Below are 18951 nucleotides of genomic sequence, written 5' to 3' on the forward strand. Positions count from 1 at the left end.
GCGGCGCCGAAGTGTCGTCGTTCTCGCGCCGCTTCTCGACTGTCGTATCCGTCCTTGACCCTCGGGGGGCGTGGTGCCAGCATGGCCGAACACCCCTACCAAGCATTTGCTTGGTGAGCCTGAGGAGGAGTCCCTTGCCGCAGATTGCGTCTGGCGCGTCGGTCACCTTGAGTGCTGCCGAGAAACTTCTTGCGATCGAAGAGATCAAGGCGGTCTTCTCGGAGCGGCTTCGGTGCATGGACACCAAGGAGTGGGATGTCTATCCGACGCTCCACACCGACGATGTCGTGAGCGAGACCTGGGGTGGTCTGCCCTCGGACAAGCAGCCCGAGACGGACGGCGAGCGCAACCGCATCGTCGGGAAAGACCATCTCGCCAAGGCGATCCGCAACATGCTGGACGGTTCCACCCGCATCACTTCGGTCCATCACGCCCACACACCGATCATCGAGCTGACCTCCGACACCACCGCGCGGGGAATCTGGGCGATGGAGGACAAGCTGTGGTGGACGAACGGCGACCATGAGGAGCACCTGCACGGGTACGGCCACTATCACGAGGAGTACCGCAAGGTCGACGGCAGTTGGCTGATCAGCTATCGCCGGCTCAGCCGCCTCCGTGAGGACCTCACTCCCGGGTTCTTCGACTTCCTGAAGAAGCAGCTTTGAGCGCCGGTACGCAGTCGTCGCTGGACGCACTGTTCGCACCTTTGACGATCCGGTCTCTGACCGTGCCCAACAGGGTCGTCATGTCCCCCATGACCCGGGAGCACTCCCCGGGCGGCGTTCCCGGAGCAGACGTCGCCGCGTACTACCGGCGGCGGGCCGAGGGCGGCACCGGGCTGATCATCACCGAAGGCGTGGCCATCGATCACCCATCGGCCGTGGACAGCCCCGACGTTCCCCGCCTGCACGGAGCGGAGGCTCTGGAGGGGTGGCGAGACGTTGTCGCCGGCGTCCACGCGGCGGGCGGGAAGATCATCCCCCAGCTGTGGCATGTCGGCCCCTTGTGGGGAGCCATGGCCGAGGTCGACCCGTCGATCGCGCCCATGCGCCCTTCCGGCCTGTGGGGAGGTCCGGGGCACACGTACTACCCGAGTGACTACGTCGAGCGGGCCTCGCGCCCCACGGCGGCGATGACGGACGATGACATCGAAGCGGTCATCGCCGCCTTCGCACGCTCCGCCCGTCACGCGATGGAGGTCGGGTTCGACGGCATCGCCCTCCACGGCGGCCACGGCTACCTGCTCGACTCGTTCCTGTGGGCGGCCACCAACACGCGTGACGATCACTGGGGTGGCGACGTCTCGGGCAGGACCCGTTTCCCGGCCGCGGTGATCGATGCGATCCGGGCCACGGTGGGGCCCGAAGTCCCCATCTTCTTCCGCTTCTCCCAGCACAAGCAGCAGGACTACGCGGCCCGCATCGCGGACACCCCAGATGAGCTGGCGGTCATTCTCAACGCGCTGGTCGATGCCGGCGTAGACGTTCTCGACGCCAGCGTCCGCAGGTTCGACGCGCCTGCCTTCGAGGGCTCGACCCGGTCGTTGGCGGGCTGGGCGAAACACCTCACGGGCGCGGTGACGATGGCGGTCGGAAGCGTCGGCCTCGGCACGACGTTGCAGGAAAGCCTGAGCCAGGGCCAGGCCGGCGCTCTCGACAACATCCCGGAGCTGCTCCGCCTACTGGGGAGAAGCGAATTCGACCTCGCCGGGGTCGGCCGCCTGCACCTCGCGGACCCGTCACTCACGCGCCGCCTGCGCGACGCGTCGCCCCTCCCCGAGTTCGACAAGCAACTCCACCAACTACGGCTGCACTGAAGGCCGGTGGGGCGCCGGGACCCTTGTAGCGGCCGTAACAGCCAGGCGGGCACAGACCTCCATTGATCGCGGAGCGTCGTAACTCCGTGATCGCGGAGGCCTGTGCCCATGCACTCCAACCGCACAGACGCTGCGGCCTCAGGCCGCCAGGCAACCGCGTCAGAGCCCTCCCCGTACGAGCCCCACGATCTCGTCGTCCGTCAAGCCGAGCGCTCGGCCCTCCGTGACGAGCAGTCTGACCTTTTCGGCGAGCCGGGCTCGTGCCGCCGTCGTCGCGCCGTCGAGTACCACCGCACCCCGCCCCCGGCGCAGTTCGATGACCCCGTCGTCGCGTAGTTGCTGGTAACCACGCAGCACCGTATGGAGGTTGACGCCGAGGGAGTCCGCGAGGGCTCGGGCCGAGGGCAGGCGGTCGCCCGGTGCCACGTCCCCTTCGGCGATCGCGCGGCGCACCTGCGCGGCGATCTGGTCGCCGAGCGGTGTCGACGACCCCGGGTCCACGCGGATCAGCATGCCGTCTTCCGCCCTCCCGCGCGTGCGACAAGGGAGTTGAGCAGCGCCGCGGCCGTCGCCGCGTCGTCCACCGTGACCACGAAGTCCTTGCCGTTGTCGCGCCGGACGACGAGCGCCTCGCCGGACCGCAGGACGACGCCGGACGCGCCGGGCCGGATGCGGTAGCCCCAGCCGCCGAAGTCGCCGATCGCGCTGATGTGCCGCAGCTCCGCGCTCTCGATCCGTTCCAGCGGGATGCGGACGCGCGGCCAGCGCAGCGTGCCGGTCGACACCACGACGCCCTCGGCCCCGGCCAGCACCTGGACCCGGGTGAAGCACAGCATCAGGAGCCCGGTACCGACGAGCACCAGGCCCCACCACCCGGCGGTTACGACGGCCACGGTGCCGCAGAGCAGCATGGCCACCGACACCACGGTGAGCGGCCAGGACACGGCCCGGTGCACCCATACGGCGTTCTCGCCCGCGTCGAGCGGGAGCGTCGGCCGCTCGGGCGAGTCCCCGACGGGCCCGTCCGGCCAGCCGCGCGTGAGCAGCCACCCGAGGGCGCCCGTCACGACGGCCACCCCGCAGCCGGCCAGCAGGTGCCACCACGGCAGTCTGACGTCGTGCGCGTTTGCGACATGCGCGTTGACCAGCAGCGACGACGTCAGCACCGAACCGAGCAGTCCGGCCGTGCCCCAGGCGATGACCCCGCCCCAGCGTGCGGCGGTGGCCCGCTGGATCCCCACCGCGCCCGCGCAGACCGCGCCGGTCCCGAGGATCACGATGAGCGCGACGACCAGAAAACTCCCGGCGGACGAGAAGCCGTCGGGCGCGCCGCTGCCGGGGAAGTGCGTGGCCATGGGATCCGGCAGCGCGCTCCGGACGGAGGCGTAGACGCCGCCGACGACACCGGCGGCCGCGATGAACGGGGCGGCGCTGACGGCGACGCGCAGAGCGCGTGAGTGCGGCATGGGGACCTCCGAATGTGCTCGCATTGTTAGCGTCATAGTAGAACAACTTTGTCGGCGTGAACATGCCCACCCCCAGCCCACGCCAGCCCACCTCAGCCCACGCCAGCCCACCCGGGGTCGGCTGGGGTCGGCCGGGGACGGCCGATACGCTCCGGCGATGCGCCTCATCCCCGACGACCCGTTCCCCGAGACCGGCCACCCGCTCACGGTCCGCGTGAGCGCGGACGGCCGCTGGCTCGCGGTCGGCTGCGCCCCGGGCGGCCACACCGGGGGGCGCGGCCGAATCGCCGTCTACCGCACGAGCGACCTCTCCCTGTGGGACGAACTCCCGTTCCCGCAGGGCCTGGAGGCGAGCGCCTTCCACCCCGCCCTTCCCGTGCTCGCCGTCGGCACGGAGGACGGCGACGAGTTCGAGCTGCGCGGCGGGCTGCACCTGTACGAGCCGGAGACCCGGCGCCGCACGGACGTCACCGTGGCAGGGGCCGGGGTCGCCGACCTGCGCTGGCTGGACGAACGCCGCATGGAGGTGACGTTCGCGCGTCCCGTGATCGACTTCGAGGACCTGGGCCACGTCACGTACACCCGGACCGTCGCCGCGCACGACGACTGGCGCGCGGTCACCGCCGACGTACTCGCGGCGCGTGTCTCCTGGCCGCAGGAGCCCGTGGAGATCGACTGGCACGCCCGCCCGAAGCCGACCGTCACGGACCCGCGGGAGTACCTCGCCGGCCTCGCCGCCGAACGCGGTCGCTCCTGGACCCGGCGCCCCGCCGTGGTGGTCGCCGAGGCGCTGCGCGACGGCCGGACCCTCGTGGCGCGCCGGAGCGACACCCTGCTGGAGTGCTGGTCACCGGACGGCACGCTCCAGTGGTCCGTCCCGGAGCCCGAGGACACCTTCCACCGCAGCGGCTGCCGTCTGTACGTGACCCCGGACCAGGAGAGCGTCTGGATCACCGTCCGAGTCGGCACCAGCGAGAACCTCCGGACCCGGCTCTGCCGGTTCGCATTGGCCGACGGCGCTCAACTGGCCGAGATCGGCCTCGACTTCCCGGTCGCCCTCGCGTCCCGTACCGACGGCGCCTGGGCGGCCAGGGATTCCAGGGAGCTGTTTCCCGGTCCGCTCTGGCCGCCGTATCCCGGTGTCGTTCTCACGCCCACCGGGCGGCAGTTGGCGACGCTGCCGCTGGGAGAGAGCGACAGCTCGTACGACTTCCCGGTGCGTCGCTCGCCCCAACTGCTGTTCCTCCAAGGCGCAGGTGGCAAGGACGTGCGGACGGAACTGCGGGAGAAGTGGGTCGTGCGGGCGGGCCCCGACGGGATCGAGCGGCTGTTCCCGTTCGCCTGGCGCGACGCGCTCGGCCCCTGCCTGCGCGGCGGCCCGGCCGTGTACGTGGACGACGCCGCGGGGCCGGGACTCGTCCACACCTGCACCGCACGCGACGGCACCCACCTCGTACGCCGCGCCTACCCGGACGGTGCCGTGATCTGGGCGCACCGCCTGGGCGAGCCGATCACCGGGCTCGACGTCCACGGCGCGCACGTCCATGCCGTGCTCGCCGGTGGGGCCCGCGCCCTGCTCACGCTCGACGCGGCGGACGGTGCGATCGTCCGGCGCACGGAGCTCGCCCTCGGCGGACACGTCTACACGCCCACGTGCCTGAGCGCCGCCCCGGACGGGGACCTGGTGATCGGCACGGTGGAGGGGCGGCTGATCAGGACGCCGTAGCCGCACAACAGGCCGGCGGCCGACCGGAGTTCGAGGGGTTACGAGTCGGACCGGCTCACGCGTTCCCGTCCCGCGCCCGGTTCCGCTGCTTCAGTTCGATGATGGTCGCGACGGCGCGCAGCCAGGTGGCCGCGTTGTCGTCGGCGGCGAGACCGCCCTTGAGTTCGGTGCCGGCCGTCAGCCACTCCCGTACGAGGTCGGCCGCCTCCCGGCGCGGCAGGGGTTCGGGCAGTTCCGCGGCGAAGGCGAGGCCGCCCGCGCGCACCGTGTCGGCGAGGAAGGCGACCGAGCGCGGTTCGGTGCCGAGGCGGTCGAGGATGACGGCCGCGCCCACGGCGCCGTCGCCGAACAGGGCGGTGCGCCGGCTGCCGGGCTCGGCGGTGAGGCCGTAACGCAGGAGAACGGTGATGTCGAGCCGGGCCAGCTCGTCGTCCGTGCGGTCCGGCGAGTACGGGGCATCGTTCATGGCGGGCCTCGGGGGTCTCGTTTCGCTCAGCTGACGGTGACGGTGTAGGTGATGCGCTCGGGGGCCTTGGAGGGGGTGGCCGCTCCCGTCGGGGTGGCGGAGGGGCCGGTCGTCTCCGGGGGCCAGGTGGAGGTGTTGCCCTGGCAGGTGGTGAAGGTGCAGTGCAGCAGCGTGAACCGGGTGGTGCCCTTTCTCTTGGCCTCGAAGGTGAAGGTGAGCCGGCCGCCGGCGCCGGGCGCCGACTCGCCGCCGGAGTCCGACGCGTGCTCCCGGCCCCGGCTGGCGAGCACCGAGCTGTCGGGCTCGGGGGCGACGAGGTACCAGTACTCGCGGGTGGAGGCGTTCTGGTCGACGGTGAGCGTGAAGCGCTCGCCCGGCTCGGCGGTGATGCTGGTGTCCTTCACCGGGTGGCTCGTCGGACGGTTCGCTGTGGTCTTGGAGCCACCGGCCGGTTCGCCGGTGCCGCAGCCGGTGGCGAGAGCGAGGAGCGTGGCCGCCGCGATCACGGCACCGCCCCTGCTACCGCGGAAGACAGACGCTGTACGCGTTGGGGAGTTCACCGGTGGATGCCTCGGGCCTGGCTGGTCAGGCCTGCTGTGACCTGGTGGCCGTCAAAGCCCATCGCGCCTCCCCCGTACGCAATCGATCATGACTTCGGGCAGGTTAACACGCGCTGTTCATACGGAGAATGACCCGTTCTCGGCCGTGCACCACTCCTCCACATCACTTGTCCGACGGGCCGCCGAAAGCAGTCAACAGGGCGTCCAGCACTGCCTCTTGACGCTGTGCCGGCAGGCCCGGGGCGAGCAGGGCACGGGTCTGGAAGCCGATCAGGGTGGTCAGCAGGGAGTCGATCACGACGTCGTCCAGAGCGTCCGTGGTGATCTCGCCGGTCGCCCGCGCCTGGAGGAGATGTACCTTCATCCGCTCACGCCACTGGGCGATCGCGGATCGGAACACCGTGGCCATGTGCTCGTCGTACAGGGCACGGTCCCAGAAGGCGACCACGACGCGGGCCTCCACCATGCGGTTCTCGTCGAGCGGCATGATCTCCCGGCACAGCCGGCGCAGCGCGGTCAGACCTCCCGCGTCGCCGATCGCTTCCTCCGCCCTGTCGTTGGTGCTGTCGAAGGCGTACTGGAACGCCGCCTGGAGGATCTCGTCCTTGTTGCGGAAGTACGGCGCGAGGGCGCCGTTGGCGTAGCCCGCCTCCGCCGCGAGGTCGCGCATGGTGACGGCGTCGAGGCCTCGGCGGCCGATGAGGCTCCATACGCTCGCCACGATCTGCCGGCGCCGTTCCGCGTGGTCGACGATCTTGGGCATGGCTCTCCTCGTTCTCCTGTCACATCGGCCTCACATCGGCATACAGGCCATGCCGACCATCATGAGCACCCCGCCCGTCTCGTCGAGCAGGCGCTTCGGGACGGATGATCGCGCGCCACGCGGACTCGGCGTGTTCCTCAACTGTCGGACGAGCAGGGCGCCCGCTCTCAGCACCAGCCGGCAGGTCACGAAGAACACCGCGAGTCCCGCCGTGTACCAGTAGGGCGAGCCCGAGTGGTGGCTGTGTCCGCCGTGCGCCCGCAGCATCGCCGCCGTCAGCACACTCATCATCAGCAGATCGGCCCTTCGCCCGGGGCGCTGCGGGCAGCGCACGACGAGTGTGCCGGTCAGCGCGGCCAGGGATGCCAGGCAGGCGAGGAACACTTCCCGGTGCGAGGCGCCCGGTGCCATGAGTGCCATCGCCCCGAGGGCGACGGCACTCGGCAGCCAGCTGCGGACCGAGGTGCGTACGTGCGCCGCCAGGCACAGGGCCGAGCCGGTCAGACCGGTCAGCCACAGCACGTCGTACACGGGTCAGCCCTCGTGCCGCGCGGACCGGCATTCTCGCCGGGCATCGACGCCCAGTGCGGCCCGGCACCCCCGCCACGCATCGACGCCCCGTGCGAACCGGCGCTCACTCATGGCAGCCGCCACCCGTACCGCAGGCCCCGTGGCCGCCGGCGTTCGGCGGGACGTCGAGCGTGGGGTTGCGGTCGAAGAAGCCGAAGGGCTTGAGCGTGAAGCCGGTGTGGTCGACCGGCATGATCGGCCAGTCCTCCGGGCGCGGGGCGTGGGTGAGGCCGAAGGTGTGCCACACGACGAGGGGCTGCCCGTCGATGTCGCGGTCGGCCGCGGTGTACGCCGGGAGACCCGCGCCGCCCGGGTGCTGGTTGACGAAGTCGCCGGCCGGGTAGCGCTCGTCCGGGTGGGAGCGCGTGACCCACAGGTGCTTGGTGGCGAAGGCGGCGCGGGCGGCGGCGGAGGACGCGGGGTCGGCGAGCAGCGTCGGCTTGCCCTCGGGGAAGAGCGCGTAACCGACCGGCCGGCCCAGGTGGTTCAGGGACTCGGGGTTGGTGATGTGCCAGGTGCGGTCCACCGAGTTGTCGGCCTCGCGCTGGGCCCCGGACTCGGTGGTCAGCGGGGCGCGGCGCAGGGTGAAGGCGTTGCCGCGCGGGTTCTCGGGCCCCATCGGGACCCGTACGGCGTCGACCTCTTCGACCCGGTTGGTCAGGCCGTCGATCGCCATGTCGAGGCGGGCGCAGAACAGGTGCTGGTGGAAGGGGGCGCCCAGGCCGGGTGCGATCTCGGAGCGGAACCGGTCGTCCCCGGTGTACGCGGCGGTGAAGACGACGCCGGTGGCCTTGGCCTCGAACTCGATGGTGCCGTCGAGGTACAGGTACCAGTAGAAGCCGTAGTCGTAGTTGCCGATGGTGGTGAAGAAGGAGATGACCATGCGGCGCTGGCGGCGGGTCTCGGCGGAGCCGGTCCACAGGTCGGTGTGCTTCCAGAGGATGCCGAAGTCCTCCTCGTGCAGGCAGACCGCGTTGCGCAGGGTCTTGGGGTTGCCGAAGTCGTCGGCGATGACGGCGTCGAGGTAGGTGATGTCGCCGACGCAGTCACAGCCCAGTTCCAGGGCGTTGGCGTAGCGGCCGACGAGGTACTCGCCGGTGTCGAAGTAGTTCTGCCAGGACCGGACCGGTGAGGGGTCGGAGTACGGGACGACCATCTCGGCGATCGAGGCCCGGTGGATGATCGGACGCTTGCGCCCGGTGTCGCGGTCGTCGAACGCGATCTGGTGCAGGACCAGGCCCTCGCGGGCGTCGAAGCCGATGCCGAGCGACCAGTTCTCCCACTCGAGGCGGTTGCCGTCGAGGGTGAAGCTCGGTCCTTCCGGCTGGGTGATCTCGATGGGGCGCTGGGTGGTGCGGTGCGGGCCGGTGACCGCGGGGTCGTCGAAGTTGCCCGAGCCGGTGGGGATCGGCACGGGGCCCAGGTCGATGACCCGGTCCACGGTGCGGTCGATGACGTCGACGTAGCCGACGAGGCCGTCGATGGGGTGCGCCCAGGCGTGGTCGGTGTCGTGGTCCTGTACGAAGGCCAGGCCGCGCAGGATGCGGCGGCCGCTCTCCAGTGGGTACTCGTCGGCGTAGACACCGGCGGAGAGCGGGGCCACGCGGACTCGGTCGACGTCCAGGCCACGCTCCTTGAGCGCGGAGATCCAGCGTTCGTCCGCCGCGAGGATCTGCTCCACGAGGCCGAACTCCTCGTCGAGTACGGGGAGTTGACCGTCGACGACGGGGTCGAGGACGCGATCGGAGATCACGGCGTTCCGGGTCAGGGAGACCACGACGTCGTGGGCGGGCGCTCCGGCGGTGTCCTGGAGCTGGACGCGCACCCGGCGTTCGGCCGGGCCTGCCGTGTCCTCGTCGAACAGTTCCTCCTTGGCCGGTTCCTCCAGGCCCAGGTAGGCGAAGCGGGTGGTCTCGGCGACCAGGCCGGCGGACCTCAGGGTGTCCCGCGCTGCCTGGATCTCCTCGGCCGTGACGGGGGCCAGCGGGTCGTGTCGCTCGGTCATGGCTGCTCCAGGGGATCTTTTGCTCTACAACCGTAGAAAATCGTCGGCGTGCGTGTGCACGGCCGTCCGGCACGCGGCGTCCGGTGGGGCACACGCGGCGGCTCGCTGGAACGGAAACGTAGAGGCTGCGGGGCGGGGCCCACAGGGCAACGCGTGCACGGCCGTCCGCCATCGCGTGCACGCCCCGCGCGGGACGGCGGGTCTCGTGCATTTCCTGGTGACTGTCCGTGCACCCAACGGCGCTCCGCGGGCCTCCGGCCGGGTCAAGGTCTCCTCGTCCCGTCCCGTTCGGTACGGGTAGCGGATCGCAAGGAGAACGTCGATGAGCACGTTGATGAGCCGTCACCACGAGCACCTCTACATCGGCGGCCAGTGGGTGCGGCCCGCGACCGGGCGCCTCATCACCCCGGTCAACCCGAGCACCGAGGAGCCGCTCGGCTCCGTGCCGGAGGCGATGGAGGAGGACGTCGACGCCGCGGTCGCTGCGGCGCGTGCCGCGTTCGACTCCCCTGGCGGCTGGGCGAGTTGGGAGCCCGCGCGCCGGGCCGAGGTGATGGAGCGGTTCGCCGCGGAACTCGACGCGCGGGCGGAGGCCATCGCGACCGCCGTCAGCAGCCAGAACGGAATGCCGATCGCCATCGCCCGGCAGCTGGAGGTGGGTTACCCCGGAGCGGTACTTCGCTACTACGCCGGCCTCGCCCGCACCACGGAGTTCAGCGAGACCCGCGACGGGCTGCTCGGGGGTTCGGTGGAGGTCCGCAAGGTGCCGGTGGGCGTCGTCGGGGCCATCGTGCCGTGGAACTACCCGCAGGTCCTGGCGACGTTCAAGATCGCCCCTGCGATGGCCACCGGCTGCACCGTGGTCCTCAAGCCCTCGCCCGAGGCGGTGCTCGACTCGTTCCTGGTGGCCGAGGCGGCGGAGGCCGCGGGCGTACCGGCGGGTGTGCTCAACATCGTGCCCGGCGGCCGGGAGGCGGGCGCCCATCTGGTGTCCCACCCCGGAGTGGACAAGGTCGCCTTCACCGGTTCGACCCCGGCCGGCCGGGCCATCGCCGAGGTGTGCGGGCGGCTGCTGCGGCCGGTGACGCTGGAGCTGGGCGGGAAGTCGGCCGGCATCGTGCTCGACGACGCCGTCCTGGACCCGGCGGAGATCGGCGAGGAACTGGTCCGGGCGACGCTCACCAACAACGGCCAGACGTGCTTCCTCAGCACCCGCATCCTGGCGCCCCGCAGCCGCTACGCCGAGGTCGTGGACCTCGTCACGGCACTCGCCCGCTCCCTGCCCGTCGGCGACGCGCTGGACGAGCGGACCCTTGTCGGCCCGCTGGTCAGCGCGCAGCAACGGGACCGGGTGGAGGGCTACATCGCGAAGGGGCTCGCCGAGGGCGCCCGGCTGACCACCGGCGGCGGGCGGCCGGCAGGGCTGGAGCGCGGCTTCTTCGTGGAGCCCACGGTCTTCGCCGACGTCGACAACCGCTCCGTCCTCGCCCAGGAGGAGATCTTCGGCCCTGTGCTGTGCGTGGTGCCGTACGAGGACGTGGACGATGCCGTCAGGATCGCCAACGACTCCGACTTCGGTCTCGGCGGCACGGTGTGGACGGCGGACCCGGAGCGTGGCGCGGCCGTCGCGCGCCGGGTGCAGACGGGCACGATCGGCGTGAACCGCTACCTGCCCGACCCGGCGGCACCCTTCGGCGGGTTCAAGGCCAGCGGCCTCGGCCGTGAGCTCGGCCCCGAGGGGATGCAGGCCTACCTGCAGACGCAGTCGCTGTACCGCTGACGTCCTCACACACGAAGGGGCTCCGGCCATCCCGTGATGGTCGGAGCCCCTTTCGCGTCGTGACGGGCCGTCAGCGCATGTACAGGCCGCCGTTGGCGTCCCAGCACGCGCCGGTGACGGTGTCCGCGTGGTCCGAGGAGAGCAGGACGACCATGTCGGCGATGAACTCGGGGCGTCCGAGGCGGCCGACCGGAATCATGGCCTCGGTCTGCGCCAGCTTCTCCGGGTCGACGGTCTGCCGGACCACCGGAAGGTCCTGCGGGCCCGGGGAGATCGCGTTGACGGTCACTCCCCGCGGGCCCAGGTCACGGGCGAACACCTTGGTCAGCGTGGCGACACCGCCCTTGGCCGCCGCGTAGTGCGCGCCCGTCGCCGTGCCGCCGTTCTGCCCGGCGAGCGAGGCGATGTTGACGATGCGCCCGTAGCCGCGCTCGGCGAAGTACCCGCCGAAGACCTGGCAGCCGTAGAACGGGCCGTTGAGGTTGGTGTCGACCACCGCGGAGAAGCTCTCCGGGGTGATGTCCATCAGGGACTCGATCTTGGAGTGTCCGGCGTTGTTCACCAGGACGTGCACGACACCCCACCGCGCGACGAGTTCGTCGCGCGCGCGGGCGAAGGCGGCCTTGTCGCGTACGTCGAGGGCCAGGCCGACGGCGTTCTCCCCGGTCGGGTCGAGTTCGGCGGCCGCCTTGGTGGCGGTCTCGGCGTCCAGGTCGGTCAGGGCGACCCGGTAGCCGTTGGCGTACAGCCGTGCGGCGATGCAGCCTCCGAGGCCGCCTGCCGCACCGGTGACCAGAGCGACGCGGCTCTCGTCCCGGTTCTCCTCAGGTGCCTCGGGGCTCACCGGGTCACGTCCGGGAGGGGGCGGCCGACGCGGGCCTCGATCTTCATATAGCGCCACAGGCCGTACTCGCCGACCTGCACGGTGCGGAAGAGGTTGCACGCCGCTGCGACCGTCGCCTGGTCGGCGCAGTCGGCGAGGACGTAGCAGGTCCAGGGCCAGCCGTCGGACGGGCCGACCATGTGCTGGTCGTCGTCGATCGTGCCGATGACGTCGACCCCGGGCAGCTCGTGCAGCTGCTTGAGCATGTTCACGGTGCCGTCCCAGACGGTCTTGTGCTGCCCCGTCGGAAGGTCGAAGAAGTTCTGGTTGACGCCGATGCAGAACAGCACCCGCAGGGGCGCGTCGGTCGAGCTGGACATGTCTGTCTGCCTTTCGAAGAGGTACGGGAGAGGGACGGGCCGGATCAGATGTAGCCGGGGAACGGCTGGGTGCCCATCAGGACGGAGCCGGCGCCGTCGTACATGCCCTCCTGGAGGAAGGCGTGCTGCGGCACCACGGAGGCGTCCCGCAGGTACCGCTGCATGGGGCTGCCGTCGGCGATGGCCCGGATGCCGGCGAGCTGGTAGGCGGACCGGACGACCTCGAAGGACGTCCTGGCGAGGTGGGCGGAGGCGAGCCGCAGGAGGCTGGCCTGCTGCGGGGTGGCCGCGTCGCCCCGTCGCACGGTCTCCCACACCTCCTCCGTGATGTCGTAGAAGAAGGCGCGTACGGACCGCAGTTGGGCCTCGGCCTGCCCCACCGAGATGCGGTACGAGGCGCGCTCGGCGGCGACGGGTCCTCCGGTGTAACTGGCCCGTCCGCCCTCGTCGATGACCTGGTCCAGGGCCGCGCGGGCCACGCCGAGGCCGACGACCGCCAGCACCTGCGCGGCGTAGGGGACGGCCGGGTAGCGGTACAGGGGCTCGTCGACAGTGGGCTCACCGCCGCGGACGAACGTCCACTCCTCCGGTACGACGACACCGTCGACCGCGAGGTCGTGGCTGCCGGTCCCCCGCATACCGATGACGTCCCAGTTCTCGACGATCTCGACCTGCTCGGGCCGCAGCAGCGCGGTGAGCGGGCGGCCCGCCCGGTCCTCGCCGGCCTTGATGCCCACGCCGAGGACGTCCGCGCCCTTGCAGCCGCTGGCGAACTTCCAGCGCCCGGACACCTTGAGACCGCCGCTGACCCGCTCGGCCGGCTGGACGGGGAACAGGCCGCCGGCGAAGGCGACGTCGGGGCCGTCCGCGTACAGCTCCGCCTGGGTGTCCAGGGGCAGTGCCGCGAGGTAGATCAGGGACGAGCCGAAGCTGGCGACCCAGCCGGCCGAGCCGTCCACCACGGAGATCCGCTCGATGAGCCTCAGGAACTCGGCCGGCGGCAGCGAATTCCCGCCGAACCGCGTGGGTGCACTGGCCCGATAGATGCCGGCCTTCTTGAATTCGGCGATCATGTCGCGGGGGACGTGCTGCTTCTCCTCGAATTCCTGCCGCCGCTCCGCCACCAGGTCCAGAACGCGCTCGAACTGTCCTTGACCTGGGCTTTCCTGCACGGCACCGAGCTGCGGGGATGTATCCAGCGTATGCGTCATGAATATGTCCTCTGGCGACGGCCGGGCGATGATCTGATATCGCCTCACCCCTGAAAACTATGCGGGGCGCCGTTCAGCGACAATTGGGGATCCGATGTCCCGTGTAGGGGTTTTCCTTAGGGCGCAGCGGCAGGCGGAAGCGGAACACGGCTCCTCGGGGCGCGTTGTCACCGGCTTCGATCTCGCCGTCGTGGCGGGTGATGATCCGGTGGCTCAGCGCGAGTCCGATGCCGTGGCCGTTGCCCTTGGAACTGAAGGCGCCGTCGAAGATCCGGCCGAGCTGCGCGCCGGGCAGCCCCTGACCGGTGTCCCGTACCTCGACCTCGGCGTGGCCGTCGCGGCGGCGCGTCGTCACCACCACTGTCCGCTGTCCGGCGGGCCAACGGGCCATCTCCTCGATGGCGTTGAAGGCCAGGTTCATCACGACCTGGCCGATCAGGACCTTCTCGCAACTCACGGGCAGGTCCTCGTCCGTGCGCTCCCAGCGCAGCTCGACGGAGTGCTGCTGGGCCCGCACGTCCACGAAGTAGGCGCAGTCGGCCACGATGTCGTTGAGGTCGGCGAGTTGTTTCGACTCCTCCAGGCGGACGACGTACTCGCGCAGGCTCCGCAGGATCAGGGCGGCGCGGTCGAGTTGGCGGGTGGCGTGCTCCAGGCCCCACTTGAGGTGTTCGGGGGCCGGGTCGCCGTCGAGGCGGCCGCGTACCCCGGCGACGAAGTTGTGGGCGGCCGCGATCGGCTGGCTGACCTCGTGCGCGATGGCCATGGCCATGTCGCCCATGGCGTTGTAGCGGGCCAGGTGGTTGAGGTACTGCCCGTCGCGCCGGTGCTCCTCCTCGGCGCGCACCGTGGCGGTGATGTCGTGGAAGAGGAGCAGCAGGCCCTTGAGGTCGTTCTCGATGTCGATGTGGCGGCAGCGGGCGGCGAACCACCGGTCGGGTCCGCCCGTGCCGTCGGGCACGACCAACCGGTAGCGGGCGTCGGTGGGTTGGCCGCCGCGGGTCGCGGTGGACAGGGCTTCGCGCAGCACGGTGGCGGAGTCGGGGGCCAGGAACGCGGCGAAGTCGGTGCCGACGAGCGCCTCGGGGTCCCGGCCGAGCAGGGTGCCCGCCGACTCGCCCGCGAACAGCACGCCCCCGTCGTCGTCGAGGACGACGATGCCCTCGTCGAGGTTGCGGAGGAACGCCTGGAGCCGTCCCTCGGTGCGGCACAGGTCGAGACGGGTGGCCTTCTCCTCGGCTATGTCACGGAACTGGACCATGACGACCGGGCCGCGGGCGAGGTCCACGCGCACGGCACGGGCCTCGCTCAGGATGTCCACGCCGGCTTTGGACCGGTAACACCACTCGACGACGCTCCGTCCCTCGTCGACGGCCCGCTGGAGCCAGGCGACTCCGATGGCGCGGTCGTAGGGCCGGGCGTGCGAACTCATGTCGTTCGCCTTCAGCGGCCGCAGCTCGTCGAGCGTGAAGCCGAGGGCGGAGCAGGCGGCCGGGTTGGCCCAGAGGATCTCCTTGGTCCGGGCGTCGTGCACCAGGACGCAGTGTTCGAGCGCGGCGAAGAGCAGGGCCAGGTCGGACGCCTCGAAGTCGGCCATGGGCGCGGCGCACGCGGCGGGTTCGGCAGTACGGGTCATACGGCGTCACACCTCTGACTGGTGGAGGCCGCAGCGCATCATGTCGCCGATCAGGGAACCCAGGGTGTCGGCCGCCGTCTTCTCCCGGATCCTGGCCCGGTGGGCGTCGACCGTCTTCAGGCTGATGCCGAGCCGCTTGGCGATCACCTTGCTCGGTACGCCGGCGATCACCTGCCGGAGGATCTCCCGTTCGCGCGGGCTGAGCGCGGCGAGCCGGTCGACGACCTCGCGTCGTTCGGCCCGCTGCGCGTAACGCTCGCCGGCCACGCGCAGGGCGGCCTGCACGACGTCGAGCATCCGCTGGGGGTCGTACGGCTTCTCCAGGAAGTCGACGGCTCCCTGTTGCAACGCCCTGACCGTCATGGGGATGTCTCCGTGGGCGGAGACGAACACGACCGGCAGCACCGCGTCATGGGCGTTGAGCAGTTCCTGGACGTGGAAGCCGCCCATGCCCGGCATCCGTACGTCGAGGACCAGACAGGCGGGGCGGTCCGGGGCGAAGGCGGCGAGGAAGGAGTCGGCGTCGGTGAAGCACTCGGTCCGCACGTGCACCGACTCCAGCAGCCAGGCCAGGGACATGCACAGTTCGTGGTCGTCGTCGAGCACGTAGACGAGGTCGGCAGGCTCCGCTGCCGGCCTGACGTCAGAGGTCTGGGACAGCGGGCCGGCGGTCATCGTTCCTCGATTCCGAACAGGTGGTGTCCGGTGAACACCACACCGCGGGGCGGCACTCTGCGACGCGGTGGTGCCGATGACGTTAGGCGGAGCCGTTCGGGCGGTTCCGCCATTCAGTGCACGGGAAACCGCCAGCCCGTGCACCGGCCGCCCGCCGCTGGGAGCGGCCGTCAGGCCGACGCGGGCACGTCGTCCACCGAGGCGGCCGGGACGTCGTCCGGCGCGCCGGGGACGGCGCCGTCCCGCCGGACGTACCCCAGCACGGCTCCCCCGGCGAATACCACGACCACCGTGAGTTCGAGGACGACGGCGGTGGTGCCGGACGCGGAGATCAGTGTCGTGAAGTTGCCCAGGGCGAGGCCCGTCGCGCTCAGCAGCATGGCGATGGACGCGAGCGGCGCGATCAGGGTGTTCCAGCGCCTGCGGTCAAGGCCCGTCCGGCGGAAGAACACGATGACCGAGACGGACGTGAGCAGGTAGAGGAGCATCAGGGCCAGCACGCTGACTCCGCCGCCCCAGGTCAGCAGGGTCAGCACCGGGTCCGCTCCGGCGAGGGCGAAGGGGACGATCAGTACGAGGGCGACGGCCGTCTGGAGCAGGCTTGCCGTGTACGGCGCTCCCTGGCGGTTCGTCCTGGACAGCCACACGGGCAGGACGCCGGCGCCGCCCAGGGAGTGGAAGTAGCGGTTGATCCCGTTGTGGAAGGCGAGGACGCCGGCGAGCAGCGAGGTGGCCAGCAGTACCTGCATGGCGTCGGTGGCCCAGGCGCCCAGCGTGTGGGTGATGGGGGTGAAGACGACCGAGGTGGCGTCATTGCTCTGGAGCGCCTTCAGCGCCACTCCCTGGACCTTGTCCGGGCCGTAGTAGCTGACGATCATCCAGGACACGAAGGCGAAGAACACCGAGATCAGGCCAACGGCGAGATAGGTGGCGCGGGGGACGGTGCGGGCCGGGTCCCGGGCCTCCTTGGCGTACAGGGCGGTGGACTCGAAGCCGAGGATGCAGCCGATCGCGAAGGTGAGGGCCACCCCGGGGGCGCCGTTGAAGAAGGCCGAGGGGCCGAAGGAACCCGCGATGTCCAGTCCTCGGGGGCCTCCGCCGGAGAGCAGTTCGTAGCAGGCGAAGACCAACAGCAGGGAGGTCTCCGCGACGACCAGGACGGCGAGGAGCTTCGCCCCGAACTCGATGTTGAAGGAGCCCAGGGCCTGGACCAGGAGGATGGTGGCGACGGTCCAGAACCACCACGGAAGGTCGAGTGAGGCGTACCTCTGGAACAGTCCCTGGACGACCACTCCGTAGAGGCCATAGAGCGCGGCCTGGGTCGCGCTGTAGCAGAGCACCGCGACCTGTGAGGCTCCGACGCCGAGGGTCTTGCCGAGTCCGCGGGTCACGTAGGCGTAGAAGGCGCCGGCGTCGGTCACATGGCGGCTCATCGCGATGAAGCCGACCGAGAAGAGGGCGATCATGACGCCGACCACCAGGTAGACGCCGGGGGCGCCGCCGCCGTTGCCGAGGCCGAGCGGGATGGGGAGGGTCCCGGCGACGCCGGTGAGGGGCGCCTGCGCGGACAGGACGAAGAAGACCATCCCGGCCACTCCCACGGCACCTCGGCGGAGGTCGGTGCGATGCTGCGGGCCTGAGGACTGCTGGGTCACGAGGACTCCCTGGGGTGCGGCAAAGCCGGGCACATGGCGCCTGGCGCTGCGGGGAGGGCTGGACGGGCGGACGAACGTGTCCGCGCGGCTACGGAGGCGAGCGGGCCGGGCTCGGGGAGGGCAGCGGTTCCGCCGGCTGCGGTGCGAGCCTTCAGGGGGCGTACTCGGCCACCCGGTGTGGAGAACTGTGCGCGCACCGCAGGTCCGCGAGGTGGAGCGGCGTGCACCCTTTCCCGCCATTTCATGCACGCGCGCAGGTGATGAGGCCTGTGACCTCCTCGTTCGCGCAGGCCTTTACGGATTCGTCCCCGGATGAAACATTCAGGCTCACCGTGGTGACACGGGGCGGACTACCGTGACCGAAAAACGGCTGGCAGGTGGAGTGCAGTATGGGTTCGTTCGTGACCACCGAGACTGTCGCCCACGCCGAACGGTTCGACCACTGGGCGCACGAGATGTCCAGGGTCTTCGGCGGCCTGGACAGCCGCCCCGCCTCCCACGGCCCGTTCCACGGGAAGGCGAGCAGCGACGCCCTTGGCCGGCTCCACCTCGCCTCGATCGACGCGGGGCCGCTCACGGTCCGGCGCACCGACCGCCTGGCGGCGCGGCACGAGGAGGACCACTACAAGGTGGCCCTGCAGGTCGCCGGCACCTGCGTGGTCGAACAGGACGGTGTCAGCGGCGAGTTGGCGCCCGGGGACATCGCCATCTGCGACACGTCGCGCCCGTACACGTTCACCTACGGCACCGACTTCCGCACCGTCCTGATGATGCTGCCGCGCCCGATGCTGGCGGTGCGTCCGGAGGCGATGCGGGCGCTCACCGCGCGGCGGATCGGCACGGACGGGGGTGTGGGGGCGGTCATGGGGACCTTCCTGCGGTCCCTGAGCGCGCAGAGCCGGGCCTGCTCCGACGTCGCCGCGCTGAGTCTCATGGACGGCGCGGTCTCGCTGGTGACTGCTCTGGTGTCGGAGGAACTCGCCGGGTCGGCGCCGACGGCTCCGCAGGAGGCGATGATGCTGCGTATCCGGACGTACATCGAGAACCGGTTGGCGCACCCGGACCTCGCGCCGGACTCGATCGCCGAGGCGCACGGCATCTCCCGCCGTTATCTGTTCAAGCTGTTCGCCGCCGAGGACCTGACGGTGGCCGCGTGGATCCGGACCCGCCGTCTGGAACGCTGCGCCCGTGACCTGGCCAGCCCCGCGTCGGCGGAGCAGCCGATCAGCATGATCGCCGCCCGGTGGGGCCTGCTCGACTGCCGCCACTTCAGCCGGGTCTTCAAGGCCGCGTACGGGGAGACGCCGCGGGACTACCGGCGCCGGGCGCTGGCCGGCGCCGCGGCCCGCCTCTGAGCGCCCGGGCCGCCGCCAGGCCGCCAGGCCGCCAGGTCACCAGGCCGTCAGGAAGGCTGCC

Annotated in this window: 18 protein-coding genes; 5 read left to right on the forward strand and 13 right to left on the reverse strand. The window is 71.0% G+C overall.

What is annotated here, in order from left to right; genetic code table 11:
• Positions 1 to 134 precede the first annotated feature (134 nt).
• Positions 135 to 668 carry a nuclear transport factor 2 family protein gene (locus ABZ893_RS01135; RefSeq protein ID WP_361394758.1) on the forward strand — a complete coding sequence of 178 codons (534 nt, stop codon included), beginning with the start codon at positions 135 to 137 and terminating at the stop codon, positions 666 to 668.
• Positions 669 to 709: 41 nt separating this feature from the next.
• Positions 710 to 1819 carry a 12-oxophytodienoate reductase gene (locus ABZ893_RS01140; protein ID WP_361396038.1) on the forward strand — a complete coding sequence of 370 codons (1110 nt, stop codon included), beginning with the start codon at positions 710 to 712 and terminating at the stop codon, positions 1817 to 1819.
• A gap of 159 nt (positions 1820 to 1978) precedes the next feature.
• Here the strand turns inward: ABZ893_RS01140 and ABZ893_RS01145 are convergent, their stop codons facing one another.
• Positions 1979 to 2332 (reverse strand): GntR family transcriptional regulator, encoded by a 354-nt coding sequence (locus ABZ893_RS01145; protein WP_361394761.1) that lies wholly within the window; start codon positions 2330 to 2332, stop codon positions 1979 to 1981.
• Positions 2326 to 3285 (reverse strand): DUF1648 domain-containing protein, encoded by a 960-nt coding sequence (locus ABZ893_RS01150; RefSeq protein ID WP_361394764.1) that lies wholly within the window; start codon positions 3283 to 3285, stop codon positions 2326 to 2328. Before ABZ893_RS01150 ends, ABZ893_RS01145 begins: the two co-directional genes overlap by 7 nt.
• Positions 3286 to 3442: 157 nt before the next feature.
• Between ABZ893_RS01150 and ABZ893_RS01155 the strand changes: the two genes are divergently transcribed.
• Complete coding sequence (locus ABZ893_RS01155; RefSeq protein WP_361394766.1) at positions 3443 to 5011, forward strand: hypothetical protein; 1569 nt, start codon at positions 3443 to 3445, stop codon at positions 5009 to 5011.
• Positions 5012 to 5066: 55 nt separating this feature from the next.
• On the opposite strand, the gene ABZ893_RS01160 is transcribed toward ABZ893_RS01155, so the two are convergent.
• From ABZ893_RS01160 to ABZ893_RS01180, 5 genes are all read right to left on the reverse strand, one after another.
• On the reverse strand, positions 5067 to 5477 hold the full coding sequence (locus ABZ893_RS01160; protein ID WP_361394769.1) for a hypothetical protein: 411 nt from the start codon (positions 5475 to 5477) through the stop codon (positions 5067 to 5069).
• A 26-nt stretch (positions 5478 to 5503) separates the two neighbouring features.
• Positions 5504 to 5983, reverse strand: coding sequence for a protease inhibitor I42 family protein (locus tag ABZ893_RS01165; RefSeq protein WP_361394772.1), 480 nt, complete (start codon positions 5981 to 5983; stop codon positions 5504 to 5506).
• A 217-nt stretch (positions 5984 to 6200) separates the two neighbouring features.
• Entirely contained in the window at positions 6201 to 6800 is a 600-nt protein-coding gene (locus ABZ893_RS01170) for a TetR/AcrR family transcriptional regulator (protein WP_361394775.1), read from the reverse strand.
• A 30-nt stretch (positions 6801 to 6830) separates the two neighbouring features.
• Positions 6831 to 7331, reverse strand: coding sequence for a hypothetical protein (locus ABZ893_RS01175; protein ID WP_361394778.1), 501 nt, complete (start codon positions 7329 to 7331; stop codon positions 6831 to 6833).
• Positions 7332 to 7434: 103 nt separating this feature from the next.
• Positions 7435 to 9375 carry a primary-amine oxidase gene (locus ABZ893_RS01180; RefSeq protein ID WP_361394781.1) on the reverse strand — a complete coding sequence of 647 codons (1941 nt, stop codon included), beginning with the start codon at positions 9373 to 9375 and terminating at the stop codon, positions 7435 to 7437.
• Between the two features lie 322 nt (positions 9376 to 9697).
• Here ABZ893_RS01180 and ABZ893_RS01185 point away from each other — a divergent pair, with 322 nt between their 5' ends.
• Positions 9698 to 11155, forward strand: coding sequence for an aldehyde dehydrogenase (locus tag ABZ893_RS01185; protein ID WP_361394783.1), 1458 nt, complete (start codon positions 9698 to 9700; stop codon positions 11153 to 11155).
• Positions 11156 to 11225: 70 nt separating this feature from the next.
• Here the strand turns inward: ABZ893_RS01185 and ABZ893_RS01190 are convergent, their stop codons facing one another.
• From ABZ893_RS01190 to ABZ893_RS01215, 6 genes are all read right to left on the reverse strand, one after another.
• On the reverse strand, positions 11226 to 11999 hold the full coding sequence (locus ABZ893_RS01190) for an SDR family NAD(P)-dependent oxidoreductase (protein ID WP_361394786.1): 774 nt from the start codon (positions 11997 to 11999) through the stop codon (positions 11226 to 11228).
• Positions 11996 to 12358 (reverse strand): hypothetical protein, encoded by a 363-nt coding sequence (locus tag ABZ893_RS01195; protein WP_361394789.1) that lies wholly within the window; start codon positions 12356 to 12358, stop codon positions 11996 to 11998. The genes ABZ893_RS01190 and ABZ893_RS01195 overlap by 4 nt, the downstream gene beginning before the upstream one ends.
• Before the next feature lie 44 nt (positions 12359 to 12402).
• A complete protein-coding gene (locus ABZ893_RS01200) occupies positions 12403 to 13569 on the reverse strand; it encodes an acyl-CoA dehydrogenase family protein (protein WP_361394792.1) in 1167 nt (388 codons plus the stop codon).
• 73 nt (positions 13570 to 13642) lie between these two features.
• The gene (locus ABZ893_RS01205) at positions 13643 to 15205 is read right to left on the reverse strand and encodes an ATP-binding protein (RefSeq protein ID WP_361394795.1); all 1563 of its coding nucleotides are present in this window, start codon (positions 15203 to 15205) and stop codon (positions 13643 to 13645) included.
• Positions 15206 to 15211: 6 nt separating this feature from the next.
• Positions 15212 to 15880 (reverse strand): response regulator, encoded by a 669-nt coding sequence (locus ABZ893_RS01210; RefSeq protein ID WP_361394797.1) that lies wholly within the window; start codon positions 15878 to 15880, stop codon positions 15212 to 15214.
• A 170-nt stretch (positions 15881 to 16050) separates the two neighbouring features.
• On the reverse strand, positions 16051 to 17535 hold the full coding sequence (locus tag ABZ893_RS01215; protein ID WP_361394800.1) for an APC family permease: 1485 nt from the start codon (positions 17533 to 17535) through the stop codon (positions 16051 to 16053).
• Between the two features lie 401 nt (positions 17536 to 17936).
• Between ABZ893_RS01215 and ABZ893_RS01220 the strand changes: the two genes are divergently transcribed.
• On the forward strand, positions 17937 to 18890 hold the full coding sequence (locus ABZ893_RS01220; RefSeq protein ID WP_361394802.1) for a helix-turn-helix domain-containing protein: 954 nt from the start codon (positions 17937 to 17939) through the stop codon (positions 18888 to 18890).
• Positions 18891 to 18951 lie beyond the last annotated feature (61 nt).

This window comes from Streptomyces sp. NPDC046821 (genome assembly GCF_040645335.1).
Taxonomy (GTDB): domain Bacteria; phylum Actinomycetota; class Actinomycetes; order Streptomycetales; family Streptomycetaceae; genus Streptomyces.

Excerpts from the sequence above, each read along its gene's own strand:
- ABZ893_RS01145 (WP_361394761.1), bottom strand. The coding sequence starts at position 2,332 with ATGCTGATCCGCGTGGACCCGGGGTCGTCGACACCGCTCGGCGACCAG.
- ABZ893_RS01150 (WP_361394764.1), bottom strand. The coding sequence starts at position 3,285 with ATGCCGCACTCACGCGCTCTGCGCGTCGCCGTCAGCGCCGCCCCGTTC.
- ABZ893_RS01155 (WP_361394766.1), top strand. The coding sequence starts at position 3,443 with ATGCGCCTCATCCCCGACGACCCGTTCCCCGAGACCGGCCACCCGCTC.
- ABZ893_RS01160 (WP_361394769.1), bottom strand. The coding sequence starts at position 5,477 with ATGAACGATGCCCCGTACTCGCCGGACCGCACGGACGACGAGCTGGCC.
- ABZ893_RS01170 (WP_361394775.1), bottom strand. The coding sequence starts at position 6,800 with ATGCCCAAGATCGTCGACCACGCGGAACGGCGCCGGCAGATCGTGGCG.
- ABZ893_RS01180 (WP_361394781.1), bottom strand. The coding sequence starts at position 9,375 with ATGACCGAGCGACACGACCCGCTGGCCCCCGTCACGGCCGAGGAGATC.
- ABZ893_RS01185 (WP_361394783.1), top strand. The coding sequence starts at position 9,698 with ATGAGCACGTTGATGAGCCGTCACCACGAGCACCTCTACATCGGCGGC.
- ABZ893_RS01195 (WP_361394789.1), bottom strand. The coding sequence starts at position 12,358 with ATGTCCAGCTCGACCGACGCGCCCCTGCGGGTGCTGTTCTGCATCGGC.
- ABZ893_RS01200 (WP_361394792.1), bottom strand. The coding sequence starts at position 13,569 with ATGACGCATACGCTGGATACATCCCCGCAGCTCGGTGCCGTGCAGGAA.
- ABZ893_RS01205 (WP_361394795.1), bottom strand. The coding sequence starts at position 15,205 with ATGACCCGTACTGCCGAACCCGCCGCGTGCGCCGCGCCCATGGCCGAC.
- ABZ893_RS01210 (WP_361394797.1), bottom strand. The coding sequence starts at position 15,880 with ATGACCGCCGGCCCGCTGTCCCAGACCTCTGACGTCAGGCCGGCAGCG.